This is a genomic window from Aminobacter sp. MDW-2 (genome assembly GCF_014250155.1).
Classification (GTDB): Bacteria; Pseudomonadota; Alphaproteobacteria; order Rhizobiales; family Rhizobiaceae; genus Aminobacter; species Aminobacter ciceronei.
The window spans coordinates 802,468-821,881 of sequence record NZ_CP060197.1; the positions used below are offsets into that span (position 1 = coordinate 802,468).

The window sequence follows — 19,414 nt, forward strand, 5'->3', positions numbered from 1 at the left end:
AGGGATTGAAACGGTCGGTAGCCCTTTGCCGGACACCGACTCGCGACCGCCGGCCTGACCGGCGCAGCAGTCAAATGCGCGTGACCCACGGCGATATCGCGTAACAAAGCCACCTCCATCTCCGTATCCTCTACTGGCGGGCCGAACAGGTCCCCGGGCGTCCCGCAAGCGGCATGGCCCAGGAACGACAAACGGGAGTAGTTCGATGACAAGGAAACTCGTTGCGGCAAGACGGACCGTTGCCGGCTGTCGCCCGGCATTCTGGCTTTCGGTCGCGGCTGCCGTATTTGGCGCCTGGGCTCTGACGACCCCTGGCGTGGCGCAGGAGGGGATAAAGATTCCGCCGCCGGCGATCGACGCGACTGCGCAAGGCAATTCGGAGGTGGCGGTACTCGCAGGCGGCTGCTTCTGGGGTGTGCAAGGTGTGTTCCAGCACGTCGAGGGCGTCACGAACGCCGTGTCAGGCTATGCCGGCGGCGACAAGCAGACGGCTCAGTACAACGTCGTCGGCACCGGCTCGACCGGCCATGCCGAGGCGGTCAAGGTCACCTTCGACCCGCACAAGATCAGCTATGGTCGGATCCTGCAGGTCTATTTCTCGGTCGCGCATGACCCGACCCAGCTCAACCGCCAGGGTCCAGATACCGGCACGCAATACCGGTCGACCATCTTCCCGACCGATGCCGAACAGGCGAGAGTTGCCAAGGCCTATGTCGCACAGCTCGACAAGGCCAAGGTCTTCGACGCGGCGATCGCGACGACGATCGAACCCGGACGCGCCTTCTACAAGGCCGAGGACTATCATCAGGACTTCCTGAGCCTGAACCCGACCTACCCCTACATCGTCTACAACGACCTGCCGAAGATCGAGAACCTCAAGCGCCTGTTCCCGGATCGCTACCGCAATGACCCGGTGTTGGTCTCGGAGGCCAAGGCATCCAACTGATAACAATGGGCGTTCCAGCAGGCAGCATCTTGGCGCGATGTGCCCGACCGGAACGTCGCAAGCAGGCGCCTGGAACAACCGCGTGGGTGAAGCCTAGTCCTGCTTCGGGAACCAGCCGCCACTGGAGCTGCGGCTGAGGCGCGGCGAGGTAATGGCGCCGTGGATATGGGCGATGTAGCTGGCATCGAGCTCGGTGATCGCCCGGCGCCAGACGTCGCCCTGCAGCATGCCGAAGACGGCGGCGGCCGGCCGCATGCCGGCCTTGGCCAGCAACTTCAGCACCGCCAGCATCGAGGTGCCGGAGCTTATCACATCGTCGACGACCAGCACTCGCCGTCCCTCGAGCAGCGGCAGCATGCGCGGGTCGAGATAAAGCCGCTTGGCGTGCTCCGGACTGGTGATCGAGCTCATCGGCTCGGACAGGTCCTCGCTGTACCAGAACTTTCGCGACGTCCCGAGCGCCACCATCCTGTCATGCCCGAGACGCCGGGCAACGCCATTGGCCAAAGGCAGGCCGAGCGTCGGCACGCCGATGACGACCTCGGGCGCGTAGACCCGGGCATGGGCCGCCATGGCATCCGACAGCGCATCCTCGACGGCGAAGCTCGCCTGGTTGACGATCATCGAGGCCACTGCCTGGCTACCGTCGCCCGGCAGGACGCGGACGGGCAGCGCGATCTGACGTCCGTCGGGCAGCGATGCCGGATAGAGGTCGTGGAAGCCGTCCGCCGGTGCAGCGTCGAACGTGTCCGCGGGATAAACTGTCTGCCAGAATTGATGCGGAGCGAGTGGCACAACGGGCCTTTCTGTTGCAGAAGGGGACATGCGGCGCCGATGGCCCTGGGCGCCTGAGATTGCAGAACCGGGCCGAACGGAGTTTGCGTGATGACATCGACGGCCGGGCACGACAAGGGCGAAATCGAGCTGCTGACGGCGCTGCGCCGCGACATCCACGCCCATCCCGAGCTGGGCTTCGAGGAACTACGCACATCAGGCATCGTGCAGAAGATGCTGGCCGAGGCCGGCATCTCGGTGCAGACCGGGCTCGGCAAGACCGGCGTCGTCGGCACGCTGAAGCTCGGCGACGGCTCGCGGCGCATCGCGTTGCGCGCCGACATGGACGCGCTCGCCATGCCCGAGATGGCCGAAGACCGGGCCTACAAGTCGACCGTGTCAGGCAAGATGCACGCCTGCGGCCATGACGGCCATACCGCCATGCTTTTGGGTGCCGCCCGCGAACTCGCCCGTCGCAAGAGCTTTTCCGGCACTGTGCATTTCATCTTCCAGCCGGCCGAGGAAGGTCGTGGCGGCGCCAAGGCGATGATCGAGGACGGTTTCTTCAAGCAGTTTCCGGTCGATGCCGTCTACGGTCTGCACAACATGCCCGGCATCGCCACCGATAGCATGGCGGTTGTTTCAGGGCCGCAGCTCGCCTCGTCCGACCGCTGGACCGTCACCTTCAAGGGCATCGGCACCCATGGCGCCAAGCCGCATCTCGGCCGCGACGCGATGACGGCAGCCGGCCAGTTCCTGACAGCACTCCACACCATCGTCGCACGCCGCGTCGATCCCCTCCAGCCGGCGGTGGTCAGCGCCTGCGCCATGGAAGCGGGCAGCTTCGAGGCGCTCAACGTCATCCCCGATCTGGTCAAGATCGGCGGCACCTCGCGCGCCTATTCGGCCGCCGTGCGCGACCAGCTGGAAAAAGAGATCGGCGCGCTGGCCGAGGGCTCGGCGAAGCTCTACGGCATCGAGGCAGAGTATCGCTACTTCCGCCAGATGCCACCCGTGGTGAACGACAGGGACGCGACACGCCGCGCGCTGGCTGCGGCCCAGGCGGCCCTGGGCATCGACAAGGTGATGACCGAGTTTCCGCCATCGACCGCCGGCGACGACTTCGCCATGTTCAGCCAGGAAGTGCCCGGCGCCTATGTCTGGCTCGGCAACGGCCCCGCCGTCGACGGCGCCCTGCACCACAACAGCCACTACGACTTCAACGACGACGCACTGGCGAGCGGCGTGAAGTTCTGGACGACGCTGGTCGAGCAGGAGCTGGCGGCGTAATTGTTGGTCGTCAGCGCGCGCTGAAAGCCCCCTCTCCGTCACGGCTTCCCCGTGCCACCTCTCCCCACTTCGTGGGGCGAGGAAATGCTAATCGCCAGCGATGCCCTGAACACATAGGTTCACCCAGAATGAACCAAGCTTTGCTGCAGCAACGATATCCGGACCTCAGAACTTGGGTTCCTCACCCCCACGAAGTGGGGGGGGAGAGATGGCACGGCAAAGCCGTGACGGAGAGGGGGCCTTCCCTTCTGCTACGAAGCGCTACTCCGCCTTCAGCCTGGCATAGAGCAGCTTCAGCACCGCAGCGCTCTCGACCTTCAATGCCACCGAAACCGCAGCCCCATCTTCTGAAACCGTCAGCGCGCCCGCATCGCGAGTCGTGCCGGTGTCGACCGCCAGCTTCAGCGTCTCGCAGCCAAACAATTCTTCGTCCAGCGCCAGCAGCATCACGCAGGGGTCGTGCAGCGGCCGGCTTTCGCCGCCAGTGGTCGACTGGAAATAGGCGTCGATCAGCGCACCCGAAGCGACAGCCGCCGGTACATCGGATGCCTGCAGCATGGCCGTGTCGTCGCGCGTGGCGCGGACCTTGCGGGTAACGTCGAGCGGGATCAGCGTCATGTCGAGCCCGGCGCCAAAGACGATCTCGGCGGCCTCCGGATCGGCGGCGATGTTGAACTCGGCGCGCGGGCCGATATTGCCCGGCTCGTGCACCGCACCACCCATGGCGATGACGCGGCCGATGCGGCCAGCGGCCTCCGGGTACTCGGTAACCAGGCGAGCGATGTTGGTCAGCGGGCCGAGCGCCAGGATGTCGATGCTGCCGGTTTCCGCGGCCCGGAGCGTGTCGCGCAACCAGGTGACTGCGTCGCCGGCCACGGGCTGTGAAAGCGCATCGGGGAAGGCCACACCGCCGAGGCCGTCATTGCCGTGAATGTCGGCGGTGTCGAAACCCTTGCGCGACAGCGGCCCGGCGGCACCGGCGATGACAGGCACGTCGACCCGGCCCTCAAGCGCGAGGATGCGGCCGGCATTGCGCGTCGTCGTTGCAATGCCGATGTTGCCGGCGACCGTCGTGATTCCGATGACGTCGAACTCGGCCGACTTCAGCGCCAGCAGGATCGCCACTGCATCGTCGATGCCGGGATCGGTGTCGATGATCACCTTGCGGGTGGGTTTCAGCTGCATGGCGCGACCTTTCGTTCCAGTCTCAAATCAAGTCCGTCTGGCTTCACATCATCGCATCAGGGGAATCAAGCCGAAATGCTTGTCCCAGCACCGCTCGACCGCTCACTGCTGGCACAGTGGAAACGGGTTCCGATTTCGCTGGTGATGCAGTAGAGGCGAGGCCATGACCAAGACAGCTCCTTTGCCCGCCGACCTCCTCATCGATCCCGCCGACGAAATCCTGATCAGGCAGGACCTCGTGCTTGTTGCCCTCGGCAAGCGCGAAGCCGATCGCCTCGTCCAGCTCGGCCGCGTGCTCGACGTGCACACCGGCACCTGGATGGACGATTGCGAGGTGGCGATCCGCGGCCGCCGCATCGCCTATGTCGGCCCCGCCGGCAGCTTCGCGGGCACGGCGCGCGAGACCATCGACCGCACGCATCTTGCGGCGGTGCCGGGCTTCGGCGAGGTGCACAAGCACATCGAAAGCTCGCACCTGACGCCAGAGCACGAGGCAGCCCTTGTCATGCCGCGCGGCAACACCTGGACCTGCGAGGCGAGCCACGAATTTTCCAACGTCAACGGCCCCAACAATCTCGAATTCTGGCTGACGGCGCGCCGTGCCGGCTCGCCGATGAAGATCTTTCCGCTGCCCGGCTCGGCGGTTCCGCCGACGGCTTATGAAGGCGGCGGCGGCCATTTCGGCTATGCCGAGCAGATCGGCTTCCTCGGCGAGAGCACGATGGTCGCCGGCCTCGACGAGGTCATGGACTGGCCGGCCGTCTGGAACCCCGAGAACCCTTCCTATGGCAGGCTCTGGGGCATGATCCAGGCGACATTCGAGAAGCGCGGCGTGGTCGAGGGCCATGGCGCCGGCCTGCGCGACCTGCCGTCGATCAATGCGTTCGCCGCCGCCGGCCTATCCTCCGACCACGAAGCGTGGACGCCCGAGGAGGCATGGGACAAGCTCCGGCACGGCATTTTCATCGAGGTCCGTCCGCATTCGATGCCCGACATCATCAAGGGCCTGCTCGAACGCGGCTTGCGCGACTGGAGCCAGGTGGCCTTCGCCACAGACGACCGCAGCGCCTCCGACACGCTGAAGATGGGCGCGACCGACCACAATGTCCGCCTCGCCATCGAAAGCGGCCTGTCGCCGGAGATCGCCTACCAATGCGTGTCGATCAACCCGGCGCGGCACATGCGGCTGACACCCTTTGTCGGCTCCATCGCCCCCGGGCGCTTCGCCGACATGGTGCTGCTCGACAAGGCAGCGACCGTGTCGATCGCGGAGGTCTGGGCCGATGGCGAACAGGTGTCCGAGGGCAAGCGCTTCACCGGCCACCTGCCTGCCATCGACTGGCCTGACTGGGCGACGAAGACGGTCAATGTCGACCGAAAGCTGACCGCCGCAGACTTCGCCGTCGCTGCCGAGCCGGGCCGCGCGACGATGCAGGCGGCACTGCTGCGTCCGTTCCACTGGGATGACAACTTCATCACCACGGAACTTCCGGTGGCCGATGGCGCCGTACAGCGCGACAGCGACCGCAACATAACCAAATTTGCCGTCGTCGACCGCTATTCAGGCAAGGGCCGCGTCGCCAAGATGTTCTGGCTCGGCTGTGGCCCGAAGACGCCTGACACGGCCGTTGGCTGCACGGTGGCGCACGACCAGCACAACATCTGGGTCGTCGGCTCGTCCGATGCCGCCATGGCCGAGGTGGTCAACCGCATCTCGCAGAACCAGGGCGGCTGGGCGCTGGTCACATCAGGCAAGGTCGTCGCCGACGTGCATTACGAGGTCGGCGGCCTGATGACCAACCGCCCGGCCGAGGCGCTCGATGCCGAGATGGAGGCGCTCTATGCAGAAGCCAACAAGATCGACTGGCTCTATGAACCAACGTTTTCGCCGCGCTGGTTCCCCGGCTTCCCCGAGCGCCTGCAGTTCGCCACGCTGACCTGCGCACCTTGGCGCTGGGTGCTTGTGGCGCCGACGGATGCGGTGCCCGAGGGGTTCGTGAACGTGCAGACGGGTGAGAGCCACAAGGTGGTTTGGTAGGCGAGACTTTGGTGCGTCCTTCGAGGCGCCCCCCTCTCCGTCACGGCTTCGCCGTGCCACCTCTCCCCCGCTTTGCGGGGGCGAGGAAAAGCCAATCGCCCGCCGCTCCGGAACTGGTGAAACATCAGCGGGCGAGCGTCGAAGGACGCCCCACCTGCAGCCTCAGCCCTTGTCGTGCGCAAACGCCGCGAGGATGCGGGCCCAGGACCGGATGCCTTTCCGGAAGCTCGAAAGGTCGTATTTCTCGTTCGGGCTGTGGATGCGATTGTCGAAGCGGGCGAAGCCGATCAGCAAAGAATCCATGCCGAGCTTTTCCTTGAAGGCGGAGACGATCGGGATCGAGCCGCCGCTGCCGGCCACTGCCGCCTCGCGCTCCCACTCCTCGGTCAGCGCGCCGAGCGCCTTGGTGAGAAACGCGCCGTCGATCGGCATGACGGTCGCGGCACTCGCACCGTGGTCGATGAACTCGACCGAACAATCGGCCGGGATGCGGGCTCGGACATGGGCACGGAAGGCATCGCGGATCTTTTCCGGATCCTGGCCGGCGACGAGGCGGAAGGAGATCTTGGACTGCGCTTTGGCCGGTATGACCGTCTTGAAGCCTTCTTCGGTGTAGCCGCCGATGATGCCGTGGATTTCGCAGCTCGGGCGTGCCCAGACCTGCTCGAGCACAGAGCGGCCGCTTTCGCCGGCGGGAATCGAGAGGCCGATATCGCCCAGAAAGCCCCTGTCGTCGAAAGGCAGGCGCTGCCACTGTGCCTTGATGGCGTCGGGCAGTTCGGTGACGCCGTCGTAGAAACCTTGGACAGCCACGCCGCCGTCTGGCGTGCGCAGGCTGGCGACGATGTCGGACAGCACCTGCAAGGGATTGCGCGCGGCGTTGCCGTAGATGCCCGAATGCAGGTCGCGGTTGGAGCAGGAGATAACGATCTCCTCCTTCAGCACGCCGCGCAGCATGGTGGTCACCGCTGGCGTCTCGGCGTCCCACATGTCGGTGTCGCAGACGAGCACGACATCAGCCTTGAGTTCGGCACCGGTCGTGTCGAGAAAGGGCGGCAGGCTCGGGCTGGAGATCTCTTCCTCGCCCTCGAACAGCACCGACACCTGGATCGGCAGGCTGCCGACGACGGCCTTCCAGGCGCGGCACGCCTCGACGAAGGTCAAGAGCTGGCCCTTGTCGTCGGAGGCGCCGCGGGCAACGATGTGGGTCTCGCCATCGGGCTGCGGCACGAGCTTCGGCTCGAACGGGTCGGAGTGCCACAGACCACGCGGATCGACGGGCTGGACGTCGTAATGGCCGTAGAACAGCACATGCGGCCCCTGCCCCGTGCGGTCGTGGCCGACCACCATCGGGTGGCGCGCGGTCGGACGCACCGAGGCGTCAAAGCCGAGTTCGCCGAGTTCTTTCTTCAGCCATTCGGCGGCGCGCTTGCAGTCCGGGGCATGCGCCGGATCGGTCGAGACAGATGGAATACGGATCAGGTCGAACAGGCGCGCAAGGCTTGCGTCGATATTGGCGTCGACATTGGCGAGCACCTTGTCGAGATGCGTCGAGGCTTCTGATCGGTTCATTGCTTTGTCCTTCCCTGTACGTCCCGGACGCTCGTCCGGACCTCAGCCCGCAGCGTCGATGCGGGCCATCTCGGCTTTGAAGCTGTGCGCCACCTGCAGCGCGTCGCGCAGCACCTTCTTGCGTTCGAGGCTCAGTACCTCGCGGCCGCGCATCAGCCAGTCGCCGCCCACCATGACGTCGCACACGTCGGTCGGCAGGGTGGCGAAGACCAGCGTGGAATAGATGTCATAGACCGGCTGCTGACGCGGCGAGGCCAGGCTGACGCGGATGAGATCGGCCTGCTTGCCTGGCTCGAGCGAGCCGACCTTTGCATCCAGGCCCAGCACCTTGGCGCCATCACGGGTCGCCATGCGCACGACGTCGACCGAGGCCATCGGCTTGCGGCTGTGGCCGAGCAATTTCTGGAACATCGACACCGGCGCGAACTGCGAGAACAGGTCGAGCGTGTTGCCGCTCATCGCGCCATCGGTCGAAATCCCTACCGGAATGCCGGCCTTTCGCATCGCCTCGACGGGTGCGATGCCGCGCCCGGCCTTGCCGTTGGAGCGGGCATTGTGGGCGACGCAGACTTTTGCATGCGCCATGCGCTCGATGTCGGTCTCATCGACATGCAGGCAGTGCGCGCAGATCAGGCCCCGGCGCAGCAGGCCCGCCTTCTCGACGACCTCGATCGGTCGCATGCCGTGGGTTTTCTCAGCCCACGCCATCTCGGCATCGCTCTCGGCCAGATGCATCTGCACAGGCACGTCGGGATGGTCGTCCGCCCAGCGGGCGATGCGCTCCATCGTCGTCATGCCGGTCGAATAGGGCGCATGCGGGGCAATCGACGGGATGACCCTATCATGTCCGGCGAATTCGGAGACGAGTTGTTCGGTGAGAGCAAAACCTTCGTCGACCGACTTGTGGTCGGGCGGATCGAAGTCGGCGATGGTCTGGCCGAGCACGCCGCGGATGCCGGCATTGGCCACAACCCGCGCGACTTCGGTCTCGAAGTAATACATGTCGGCGACTGTGGTGACGCCACCCTCGATCAGCTCGAGCGCGGCAAGTGCCGTTCCCGCACGCACTGCCTCGGGCCGCACGAACTTGCGTTCCAAGGGCAGGATGTAGCGGTAGAGCCGGTCGTCGACGTCCTCGCCGAGGCCGCGGAACAGCGTCATCGCCATGTGGCAATGCGGGTTGACCATGCCGGGCATGACGACATCGCCGCCGGCGTCAACAATTTCCGCGCCGACGATTGCGGGGGCCTCGCCCACGCCGACAGCCTCGATGACCTCGCCCTCGACATGGACCCAGCCCTTGTCGACGACGGGCATGTCCTCCGTGCAGGGGAGGACGGTGGCGTTGGTGATGAGGATGGACATGGTCGCTCCTCGGGTCACTCCGGTTTCAGCACGCAGCACTGGTCGGGCACCGGCACCAGCTTGGCCCGCGCGCCCGGTTCCAGCGGCGCCGACAGCGAGCCGTTGGCGATCAGTTGGCCGGCAGCAGTGTCCGCCTGGTACTGGTAGGCGCGACCAAGATAGGTGCGCAGGCCAAGCGTTGCGGGAATGCCCTCGGCGTTGGCGTCCGTCGAGACGGCCAGGCCATCCGCGCGTGCGGCCAGCACGAACACGTCTGGGATCGCGCCGAAACGGTCCTGCGACAGCTTGAGCTGCGATCCGCCATCGGTCACGGCCGTCACTTCAGCGCCGTCGCGTGCGGAAACCGTCATCGGCACCAGGTTCTCGAAGCCGACGAAGCGGGCGACAAACGTGTTGGCCGGGCGCTGGTACAGCGTCTCGGGCGTGTCGAACTGCATGATGCGGCCGGCATTCATGATGGCGACGCGGTCGGAGATCGAGAACGCCTCTTCCTGGTCGTGGGTGACATAGACCGAGGTGGTGCCATTGGCGCGCTGCAGCTGGCGGATCTCGACGCGCATGTCGACACGCAGCTTGGCATCGAGGTTGGACAGCGGCTCGTCGAACATCAAAAGCGGCGGCTCGATGACGAGTGCACGCGCAAGCGCCACGCGCTGCTTCTGGCCGCCGGAGAGCGCGCCCGGCAGGCGGTCGGCGAGCTGCGACAGGCCGACGCGTTCGAGCATTGCCCTGGCGCGCTTCTCGCGATCACCTGGAGCCACGCCGCGCTGCTTCAATCCGAAGCCGACATTGTCGAGCACCGAGAGATGCGGGAACAGCGCGTAGTTCTGGAACACCAGGCCGATGTCACGCTTGTAGGCCGGCAGCCGGGTCAGGTCCTTGTCGCCAAGGCGGATCGAGCCGGAGGTCGGCTCGAGGAAGCCGGCGATGAGGCGCAGCGTCGTCGTCTTGCCGCAGCCCGAGGCGCCGAGCAGCGAGACGAGCTCGCCTTTGCCGACCGAGAGCGACAGGTCCTCCAGCACCTTGGTGGCGCCGTAGTGGGCGGTGAGATTCTGGACTGTAAGTGCCTGGGTCATATGGGTCTACTTCGCAAGGAAGGTGAGGCCGAGCGTGCGCTCGACGATGGCCATGACTGCCACGGTCAGCAGCATCAGCAGCACCGACACCGACGCGATCGTCGGATCGAAGAACTGCTCGACATGGGCGAGTATCTGGATCGGCAGCGTCGAGACGCCGGGTCCGGTGAGGAACAGCGACGTCGACACGTCGTTGATCGAGGTGATGAAGGCCAGGATGAAGGCCGCGATCACGCCAGAGCGGACGTTGGGCAAAACGATAGTGAAGAAGGTCTTCACCGGCGGGCTGCCGAGGCTGACGGCGGCTTCCTCGATCGAGAAATCGAACGAGGCGAGGCTCGCCGAAACGACACGCACGCAATAGGGCAGCACCAAGAGCATGTGGCCGACGAGCAGCGTCAGGAAGATCGGCGTCTGCATGCCCACCGCCACCGATTTCAGCAACGAGAAGCCGAGCACGATCTCGGGCACCAGGATCGGCAGCACAAAGACGGTCGACAGCCAGGACGGCAGCTTGATGCGGTAGCGGTTGAGCGCATAGGCCGCCGGAATGCCGATCAACAGCGCCAGTCCCGTCGCCAGGAAAGCGAGCTCGAGGCTGGTGATGATGGTGCGCTTGAAGGCGCTGATCTCGAAGATGTTCTCGAACCAGCGCAAAGTCAGGCCTTGCGGCGGGAAGGTCAGATAGGTGGTGTCGCTGACCGAGGCGCCAAGCACGATGATCAGCGGCCCCATCAGGAAGATGTAGACCAGGACGGTGAACAGGATGAGCAGGGGATTGATACGGCTGGTCATCATGTCGCCATCGGGTTGAGACGCCGCGCAACGCGGCTCATGGCAAGAACGACGGCGACCGTGATCACCACCATGATTGCCGCGATTGTGGAAGCGCCGACCCAGTCGAACGACACCATGGCACGCTGGTACATCAGCGTGCCCATCACCATCTGGCGCTCGCCGCCGAGCAGCTGGGGCGTGGCGTAGGCAGTGAACGAGCCGGTGAAGACGAGAACGGCGCCGACGATCAGACCGGGCACGGCGAGCGGCAGGATGACCTGCCGGAAGGTCGCCGCCGGCGTGGCGCCAAGCGATGACGAGGCCTGGACGACGTCGTCGGGGATGTTCTCCAGCACGCCAACAAGCGTCAGGATCATCAGCGGCACGAAAAGATAGACCATCGCAACGATGACCGACCCTTGCGTGTAGAGCATCGACAGCGGCTCTGAGATCGCGCCGATGCCGACCAGGAAATTGTTCAGGATGCCATTCTTGCCGAGGATGATCAGCCAGGCGAAGGAGCGGACGACGACACCGGTCAACAGCGGGAAGACGGCCGCGATGATCAGAAGGCTCTTCAGCTTGCCCGGCGACTTCGACACGACATAGGCGGTGAGGAAGCCGACGACGAGCGAAATCGCTGTGGTCGCCAGCGAAATCTCGATGGTGCGCCAGAGCACGGTGCGGCGGAAGCCGCTGTTGAAGAAGGCGATGTAGGGCGCAAAGATGCCGCCATCCTCGCCGAAGGTCGTGGCGATGGTCGCGGCCACCGGCAGTATCAGGAACACCAATACGGCCAGCGTAGCCGGCCCTGCGAGCCACCATCCGGCAAAGCGTTTCAGCATGAAATCTCTTCCAGTTTCCACGGACAGATGGCGTCCGGGAGATCTTGTTGCGGCGTGCTACCCCTCATCGGGCGGCCGCGAAAGGCGCAGAATGCCGCAAGGGCTGTGACAGCGGCAAGAAAACGTTCGGGGCGTTGCCCCCGTCACACAGTGGCGGGCGGGAAAGCCATGCCTTCCCGCCCTGAAAGCAATTACATGCCGAACACTTCATTCCAGCGGTCGACCCATTCGGTCTTGGCCGTGTTCATCTTCTCGTAGTCGACCTGCTTCAGCGAGGCGATCATGTCGGCGCCGTAGGTCCACAGCTTGGCCTGCTCGGGCGTCAGCTCGACGGCCTTGACGACGGGCGCATCGACGCCGTTCTCGGCGGTCTTCTGCTGCACTTCCTTCGACAGCACGAAGTTGATGAACTCATGCGCCAGCTCGACATTGGCGGCGCCCTTCGGGATGTTGATGGTGTTCAGCGTTGCGATCGCGCCATCAGAGAGATTGGCCCATGCAGCGGTGGGCACGGCGGCCTGGATCTGGGCCAGCGTGAAGTCCTGCGCGACAGCCGCCGAGATTTCACCGGTTGAGAACAGGTTCACCAGCTCGGAGCCGGTGTTGTAGTTCTTGACGACGTTCGGCTTCAGCGCCTCGACAGCCTTGAAGGCGGCGTCGGCATCGGCAAAGGCGTCGACGCCGGCGTGGGTGCCGGCCACCATGACGGCCATCGGGCCGGCGGTGGTGGTGATACCGGGCAGCGACAGCGAGGCCTTGAAGTCTTCCTTCCAGAGGTCGTTCCACGAGGTGATCGGCGCCTTGACCTTGGCGCTGTCGTAGATCACGCCGACGCGGCCGATGGTGTAGGCCGGGCCGAATTCGCCCTGCGGTGCCTTGGCAAGATCGTAGAGACCTTCAAGGTTCGGCACCTTGGACTTGTCGATCGGCTGGAACAGGCCTTCCTTGATGCCGATCTGCGAGTAGGCATCCGTGAAGTAGGCGACGTCGACGCCCTCGCCATTGCGGATCTTGATCTTGTTGAGACGGTCGGCGTTGTTGCCGGTCTCGAACACGATCTCGCAACCGCATTTCTCCTTGAACGGCTTGACGATGTACTCGTCAAGCTTGTCGCCGTTGAAGCCCCACCAGGAGATGGTCAGGGTCTTGCCCTGGGCGAACGCCGGCGCAGCGACGAGGGTCGTCGCGAGGCCGGCAACGCCAGCCGCGAGGAGGGTGTGAAATCGTGTCATGGAAAGCCTCTGTTGTTTGACGCCCTGGCACCTGGGGGCGCACGGAGGGACAATTCAGCCTATTTTCGTGACAGCTAAGGTGCAACTCCAAATGTTGTGCAACGCACATCAAAATCTGCTGCATCCTGAGGCGGATAGGCGCTTTTCTGGCGTTGCCGACCATGTTCGGTGGTCAACTCAACGTTGCCGCGGGCGACAGCATCCTCGCCCAGGATTATCGTGATCTTGAATTCATCGTCGTCGTCGACCTTACTGGCCAGAAGGAGCTGTTCGACAGAGCCGCCCGTCGCGATACCCGCATCCGTGGCGATCCATCCGACCATCATCAGCACTGCCGCCATGGCCAACCTCGGCATCGAGGCGCCACCCACCGACATCATCGTAAGACTCGACGCCAACGCCATTTCCGAGCCGGCTCGGGTCGGTCGCCTGGTGGCGGCGCTCGATGAAGATCCCGAGCTCAGGCTGGTCGGTAGCGCCGTGATGTTGACCGCCGACTGTGCGTGGACGATCCCTTTCCATTGTCCGTTCCATCATTGGACCATCGCCCTTCGCGCGCTAACGACGCCGAAGACCGGCGCCGGCTCCGCAAGAGCATCGTTGCCCGCATGCTCGCCAATCCTCCGGACGGAGCGTCGGACAAGCTCGCGCCTAATGCGCGATGCTTGCCGCTCGCCCCGGGCCGAACAGAGGAGGCCGGGGCGAAGCGGCTGGCGCACCCGTTCAGGCGCCGCCGGCCGTAAGCGTTTCCGCTACACGATGAAGCGAATGGCGCGCTGGATCTCGAAGAAATCACTGGCGCGGAAGCGCAATGTGCGCGGCGCCGGATGCTCGACGCCGGGATACCAGCTGACGCGATAGGCTTCGTGCGGGTTGGTGTATTCGACCACCAGCTCGAAGCTGTCGGCGAGTTTCGGCAGGCAGGATTTGAGGTCGCGCGACAGCGCTTCCTCGACGCCGGCGCGGATCGCAGCGACCGAGGCTTTTGGGGTCAGCGATCTTGTGGCCGGGCCAAACCCCTCGCTCGTCGCAACCGTGCCGATGCGCGGCACCAGAAGCTTGGCTTCCGCGCACATGCCGGCATCGCCTGACAGGAACACCGACGGCACCCCATAACGCGCCGCACACAGCGCATTGAGCGTGTACTCGGATGCCACCTCGCCATTGATCAGGAGCCGCGATACGGTGCCGGTCAGCGTATGCGCCAGCGGATTGGTGTCGGTGCCAGCCTTGTTGTGATAGCCGGTGTAAAGCGCCGCCGAAAAGCTGTCGTCGATGCCGAACATCATCATATCCGGGTGACCGCTCCAATCCCTGACGATCGTGACATAGGCCGGCAGCTTCGACAGGATCAGGTTGCGCCCGGTGGAATGCGCGTCCTTGACCAGCACTTCCTTCGCGCCGGCAGCCTTGGCGCCCTCGCAGGCCGCCACCAGTTCGTCGGTCATGTATTCGCGGAATTCTTCGTAGGCGGCATGTCCCTTGCGGGCCTCGTCCCACACGGTAATGCCGGCGGTGCCTTCGATGTCGGCGCTGATGAACACCTTCATGATCGTAATCCTCGGTTCTAGAGAAGCTCAGCCATCGACCGCAGCAGCCGGTCGATCTGGTCGGGGGAATGCTCGGAAAACACCGCCAGCCGCATGCTCGGCACATCTGACGCGTCGGAATAGCCGCCCGGCTGCTGGACCCTGACGATGATGTCGCGCTCGGCAAGACGATCGCGCAGGAGTTCGAGGTCGGTGACGCCCTTGATGGTGACGATCGGCACCGGCGTGTCGGCGACCTCGAAGCCGAGGCCGCGCAGGCCGCTGCGCATCCGGCTGACATTGCGGGACAGCCTGGAACGCCTGTCCGTCGTCTGCAGGATCCGCAACGACGCTGCGGCGGCGGCAGCCAATCCGGGCGGTGCGGGTGAGGCGCCGCGCATGATCATCGCGTTGCGGGTGATCTTTTCGGCCAAGGCCGTGTCGCCGGGAACGACCCCGCCCAGCGCACCAAACGCCTTGCTCATCGTGCCGGCGAGGAAGTTGCCCTCGCCTTCGAGCCCGGCATGCTGCAGCGCCCCGCGCCCGCTCTCGCCGAGCACGCCGACGCCGTGGGAATCGTCGATGCACAGCAACGCGCCGTCGTAAGGTGCCATCGCCTGCCTGAAGTCGTTGAGCGGCGCCAACCGGCCGGAGGACGGAAACACCCCGTCAGTCAGCACGGCCGGCCTCTGCCCGACCCCGACATGCAGCGCCAGCTGCGCTGCCAGGTCATTGGCATCGCCATGGCGGAACTCATGCACCGGCTTGCCCAGCGTCGGGATCGCGTCGCGGGTGCTGTAGTGGGTCGCCGCGTCGATGAAGATGAGGTCGAAATCCTCGCGCAGTCCCTGCAGCAGCACCATCGGGCTGGTGTAGCCCGAGATCATGTAGACGACCTCCTCTGTGCCGAACCACTGGCGCAGCCGCTCCTGTAAATCGGCATAGACCTGCATGTGAGCCAGCGTGCCCGGCCCCATGCCATACTGCCTGGTGGCAGTGCAGGCCGCCTCGATCACCTCGGGGTGGCCGTGCAGGCAGAAATAGGAGGTGCCGCAGTAATAGTCGACCTCGCGCCCGGCGATGACCATGCGGGAGCCGATCGGCGACTCCATCTTGAAAGGTGCGGTCATGCTGCTGCTCAGGCCGCCTCCGCCCGGGACAAGGGGCGCCGCTCGAGAAACATCGGCCCGACGCGGATGCCGCGCCTGCCGTGATCGTCGACGGCATCGAGCTCCAGGATTTCGTCCTCATAAAGCTTGCCATGCATGCGGAAGCGCCCTTCGCCCACCGGCTCGCAGCTGTGGGTGCAGAAATACTCGATCAGGCATTTCAGCCCGCCATGGCTGTAGCTGAGATAGGTGATGTTGAAGTCAGGGCCGTACTCGCCGAGATGCGGCTCGATCTCCTCCGGCACGGTCTCGTCGGCAGGCGCCTCGATGCGCGTCCAGCTGGCATCCTTCCAGACCAGCTTGCCCGGCTCGGGAAAGGACAGGTTCATGTGCGCATAGCCGGCGCCGCGGCCATAGATGCGGCCGTCGATGACGAAGTCCTTGCCTGATACTGGCCGGATCTGCAGCGGCACGCCGTCGCCCATCAGATAGAGCTTGCCGTCCTTCGCCTTGACCTCGACGACCTCCTGCGTGGCATCGTCGCTGTAATAGCCGGGCAGGGTCCTGAACTGCTCGTCGGCGATGACGGGCGGACGCTGCAGGCGCTGAAACGGCTTGCCCATCTTGCGCTCTGCAAGGGCTATGCGCAGACCATCGACGCCGAGGCGTGAGGCGATCTGGTTGGCGAAATCGAGCGTCGCGAACATCAGCACGCCGATGCCGGCACCGGGAAGGATCAGCATGTGCGAGGCATAGCCATAGACCGCGCCGCCATGGCCGACCGACTCCCAGCCGTCGACCTCGCCGGCGCCGTAGCACAGGCCATATCCGGCCATCGACTTGTCAAGGCTGTCGGGGCGTTTGCCGAATGGCGCCCACATCTCGCGCAGCGAGGCCGGCGAGATGATCGAGTTGCCCTCGGCGTTGAAGCCGCCGCGCAGCAGGCACTGGACGTAGCGCGCCATGTCGCCGGTCGTGGAGAAGATGTTGCCCGCCGGCGAGCCGCCGAGGCTGAACACCGGCGCCGGCGTGTCGCCGTCCAGGGTCCACATGTCGGCGGGCGCCAAGCGTTCGCGGATGCCTGAAGCCATGCCGCAGGACGACTGGTTCATGCCGAGCGGCTTCATGATGTTTTCTGAGACATAGTCGGAATAGCTCTGGCCGGTCACCACCTCGATGACCCGCCCGACCACGGCGATGCCGGCATTCGAATAATGCATGATGCCGATGCTCGGATCCTGCTTCAGCGTCGAGCTGGCGAGCTCATTGACCGTATCCGCGAGCGGCGGCCGGGTGGCGTCGAGATAGTGGCCGCTCTTCGGCTCGCGCACCAGACCGGAGGTGTGCGTCATCAGCTTGCGCAGGCTGATCACCGAACCATGCGGACCACCCTCGGCGCCGGCGAACGGGTTGATCGGATGGAAGCCGGGCAGGTAGGTCGAGACGTCGACATCGATGTCGACGAGCCCCTTCTCGACAAGCTGCATCATCGCCAGCGAGGTGAAGGTCTTGGTGATCGAACCGATGCGGAAGCAGGTGTCTTCGCGCATGTCGAAATGGCGGTCGCTCCGCTGGATGTGCCCCTCAGCCAGCACGCCGTCGCGGTCGACGAGTGCATAGGAGATCGACGGGATCGCCTTGTCCTCGACCTCGTAGCGGATCAGGTCCTCGAACAGCTCGATCGATGCGGCGGACAGGGAAGGCATGGCAAATGCTCCTTGAGCTGAAAAGATGGGGGAAATTTCAGTGGGAATGGCGGGGGTCGAGCATGTCGCGCAACGCGTCGCCGACAAGGTTCCACGACAGCACGAACAGGAAGACGGCAGCACCTGGGAAGGCAAGCGTGTACCAGAACTGGAACGGGTTGCCGGGCTGGCCGACGATCCAGTTGCGCGAATAGGCGATGAACTGGCCCCAGTCGGCATAACCTTCCTCGGTGCCGACACCGAGGAAGCTGAGCGCGGACGCCGACAGCACCATCGAGCCGGTGGCCATGGTCGCCAGCACCAGCACCGGGAACATGGCATTGGGCAGGATGTGCAGCACGATCAGCCTGAGGTCGCTGGCGCCATAGGCGCGCGCCGCGTGGATGTAGTCCATCTCGCGGATTCTGAGGATCTCGCTGCGCACGATGCGGGCGTAGCTCATCCAGCCGAAGGTTGTCAGCGCGATGGTGATCGGCCAGATGCCCTTGCCGAGCAGTGCGGTCAGCACCATTGCGGCGATCAGGAACGGCACAGCCATGAACACGTCGACGATGCGCATCAACACCTCTTCGACCAGCCCGCCATAATAGGCGGCGACAGCACCGATCACCGTGCCGATCAGCACCGAGATGGCAACGACGCCGAGGCCGATTTTGAAGGCGGTGCGGGTGCCCCACACGACGCCGTAGAAGATGTCGTACTGGCCTTGCGTGGTGCCGAACAACGCATCACGCGACGGCGGCATCGGCGTCGCCAGAAAGCCGGCGCGCGGCGTGTCGTAGGGCGACAGCTGGAAGCTCTGCGGCGGCGCCAGCATCGGCGCAAAGATGGCAATCAGCACGAAGGCCAGAAGGATCACGACGCCGAGCAGCGACACCGGATTGCGCGCGAGGTAGCGAAGAAACTTCATTGCGTCTTCACCCTCGGATCGAGCAGCGGATAGATCAGGTCGACGATCAGGTTCATCAGCACCAAGACGACCGCGAAATAGAGGCCGAAGCCGAGAACCGCCGGGAAGTCGAGATTGGCCGCGGTCTTGGCGGCGAACTGGCCGAGCCCGGCATAGTCGAAGATGGTCTCGGTGATGACGACGCCGCCCATCATGACGGCAAGCTCCATGCCGGCGATGGTCGCCACCGGCAAAAGCGCGTTGCGCCGGGCGTGCTTGAGTTCGACCACGCGGCGCGGCAGGCCCTTGGCGCGGGCGGTGCGGACATAATCCTGACGCAGCGTCTCGAGCATCGAGGTACGCATCACCCGCGTCATCGAGGCAACGTTGACATAGGTCAGCGTGATGACAGGGGCTGCGAGGTGGCGCAGCGAATCGACGAAGATCGCCCAGTTGCCGTTCAGGATCGAATCGACGGTGTTGGCGCCGGTGTAGCGGACGAAATTGCCGGAGCTGACGGTCGTCTGTGCCCACTGGCTGAGCCGGCCGGGCGGGAACCAGTCGAGCGCCGAGTAGAACACCAGAAGCATCAGCAGGCCGAAGACATAGACCGGAAACGACCAGCCCAGGATGGTGAAGATGCGGATGACGTGGTCGGGCCAGCGGTTGAGGTGGATGCCGGCGCGGGAACCCAGGAATACCGCGAGCAGCAGGCACGGAATGAACGCCAGCACTACCAGTTCCAGCGTTGCCGGAAAGAGCGACATCAGCGCCGTCGACACCGGCTGGCGGGCCGTTTCCGACCAACCGAGATTGCCGGTCAGCACGCCGCCGATCCAGCGGCCATACTGGATGTAGAAGGGATCGTTCAACCCGTACTGCTCGATCATCCGGCGGATGCTTTCCTGGCCACCCTTGAGGTAGTCGGGCGACGGCGCATAGGCCGCCAGGCGCTGCGTCGGCGATAGCGACATCTGCAGCGCAAAGATCATCAACGACAGCGCGAACAGGACGATGGGCAGCATCATCAATCGTCTGAGGGCGTAGGTCAGCACGGGTGCACGGGTTCCAGTTTCGGGGA

The 19,414-nt window shown here is 64.9% G+C and carries 17 protein-coding genes; 3 read left to right on the plus strand and 14 right to left on the minus strand.

Annotated features, from left to right (window positions below; all coding sequences use genetic code 11):
• Positions 1-205: 205 nt before the first annotated feature.
• A complete protein-coding gene (gene msrA / locus H5P29_RS03885; RefSeq protein ID WP_154385224.1) occupies positions 206-946 on the plus strand; it encodes a peptide-methionine (S)-S-oxide reductase MsrA in 741 nt (246 codons plus the stop codon).
• Positions 947-1,039: 93 nt separating this feature from the next.
• Here the strand turns inward: msrA and H5P29_RS03890 are convergent, their stop codons facing one another.
• On the minus strand, positions 1,040-1,741 hold the full coding sequence (locus H5P29_RS03890; RefSeq protein ID WP_083948332.1) for a phosphoribosyltransferase: 702 nt from the start codon (positions 1,739-1,741) through the stop codon (positions 1,040-1,042).
• A gap of 90 nt (positions 1,742-1,831) precedes the next feature.
• Here H5P29_RS03890 and H5P29_RS03895 point away from each other — a divergent pair, with 90 nt between their 5' ends.
• Positions 1,832-3,010: a M20 aminoacylase family protein gene (locus tag H5P29_RS03895; RefSeq protein WP_154385225.1), complete on the plus strand. Its 1,179-nt coding sequence runs from the start codon at positions 1,832-1,834 to the stop codon at positions 3,008-3,010.
• Positions 3,011-3,271: 261 nt separating this feature from the next.
• Here the strand turns inward: H5P29_RS03895 and H5P29_RS03900 are convergent, their stop codons facing one another.
• Positions 3,272-4,195 carry a nucleoside hydrolase gene (locus H5P29_RS03900; protein WP_154385226.1) on the minus strand — a complete coding sequence of 308 codons (924 nt, stop codon included), beginning with the start codon at positions 4,193-4,195 and terminating at the stop codon, positions 3,272-3,274.
• Between the two features lie 163 nt (positions 4,196-4,358).
• On the opposite strand from H5P29_RS03900, the gene H5P29_RS03905 reads away from it, so the two are divergent.
• Entirely contained in the window at positions 4,359-6,233 is a 1,875-nt protein-coding gene (locus H5P29_RS03905) for an adenine deaminase (protein WP_154385227.1), read from the plus strand.
• A gap of 162 nt (positions 6,234-6,395) precedes the next feature.
• On the opposite strand, the gene H5P29_RS03910 is transcribed toward H5P29_RS03905, so the two are convergent.
• The 12 genes from H5P29_RS03910 to H5P29_RS03965 all read right to left on the minus strand — a co-directional run bounded on the left by H5P29_RS03910 (position 6,396) and on the right by H5P29_RS03965 (position 19,388).
• Positions 6,396-7,805, minus strand: a complete 1,410-nt coding sequence (locus H5P29_RS03910; RefSeq protein WP_154385228.1) for a M20/M25/M40 family metallo-hydrolase — start codon at positions 7,803-7,805, stop codon at positions 6,396-6,398.
• 42 nt (positions 7,806-7,847) lie between these two features.
• Positions 7,848-9,170: an amidohydrolase family protein gene (locus tag H5P29_RS03915; RefSeq protein WP_154385229.1), complete on the minus strand. Its 1,323-nt coding sequence runs from the start codon at positions 9,168-9,170 to the stop codon at positions 7,848-7,850.
• A 14-nt stretch (positions 9,171-9,184) separates the two neighbouring features.
• A complete protein-coding gene (locus H5P29_RS03920; RefSeq protein ID WP_154385230.1) occupies positions 9,185-10,246 on the minus strand; it encodes an ABC transporter ATP-binding protein in 1,062 nt (353 codons plus the stop codon).
• 6 nt (positions 10,247-10,252) lie between these two features.
• Positions 10,253-11,044, minus strand: coding sequence for an ABC transporter permease (locus tag H5P29_RS03925; RefSeq protein ID WP_067955560.1), 792 nt, complete (start codon positions 11,042-11,044; stop codon positions 10,253-10,255).
• Positions 11,041-11,865, minus strand: a complete 825-nt coding sequence (locus H5P29_RS03930) for an ABC transporter permease (RefSeq protein WP_067965855.1) — start codon at positions 11,863-11,865, stop codon at positions 11,041-11,043. The genes H5P29_RS03925 and H5P29_RS03930 overlap by 4 nt, the downstream gene beginning before the upstream one ends.
• Before the next feature lie 194 nt (positions 11,866-12,059).
• Entirely contained in the window at positions 12,060-13,100 is a 1,041-nt protein-coding gene (locus H5P29_RS03935; protein WP_067955562.1) for a PotD/PotF family extracellular solute-binding protein, read from the minus strand.
• A gap of 74 nt (positions 13,101-13,174) precedes the next feature.
• Positions 13,175-13,441 carry a hypothetical protein gene (locus H5P29_RS03940; RefSeq protein WP_154385231.1) on the minus strand — a complete coding sequence of 89 codons (267 nt, stop codon included), beginning with the start codon at positions 13,439-13,441 and terminating at the stop codon, positions 13,175-13,177.
• Between the two features lie 411 nt (positions 13,442-13,852).
• Complete coding sequence (locus H5P29_RS03945; RefSeq protein ID WP_067955565.1) at positions 13,853-14,650, minus strand: M55 family metallopeptidase; 798 nt, start codon at positions 14,648-14,650, stop codon at positions 13,853-13,855.
• 17 nt (positions 14,651-14,667) lie between these two features.
• Entirely contained in the window at positions 14,668-15,759 is a 1,092-nt protein-coding gene (locus H5P29_RS03950) for a pyridoxal phosphate-dependent aminotransferase family protein (protein ID WP_154385232.1), read from the minus strand.
• Between the two features lie 8 nt (positions 15,760-15,767).
• Positions 15,768-17,444, minus strand: coding sequence for a serine hydrolase (locus H5P29_RS03955; protein WP_067955570.1), 1,677 nt, complete (start codon positions 17,442-17,444; stop codon positions 15,768-15,770).
• 37 nt (positions 17,445-17,481) lie between these two features.
• On the minus strand, positions 17,482-18,354 hold the full coding sequence (locus H5P29_RS03960) for an ABC transporter permease (protein ID WP_067955573.1): 873 nt from the start codon (positions 18,352-18,354) through the stop codon (positions 17,482-17,484).
• Positions 18,351-19,388 carry an ABC transporter permease gene (locus tag H5P29_RS03965; protein WP_246787016.1) on the minus strand — a complete coding sequence of 346 codons (1,038 nt, stop codon included), beginning with the start codon at positions 19,386-19,388 and terminating at the stop codon, positions 18,351-18,353. Before H5P29_RS03965 ends, H5P29_RS03960 begins: the two co-directional genes overlap by 4 nt.
• Positions 19,389-19,414: the final 26 nt, after the last annotated feature.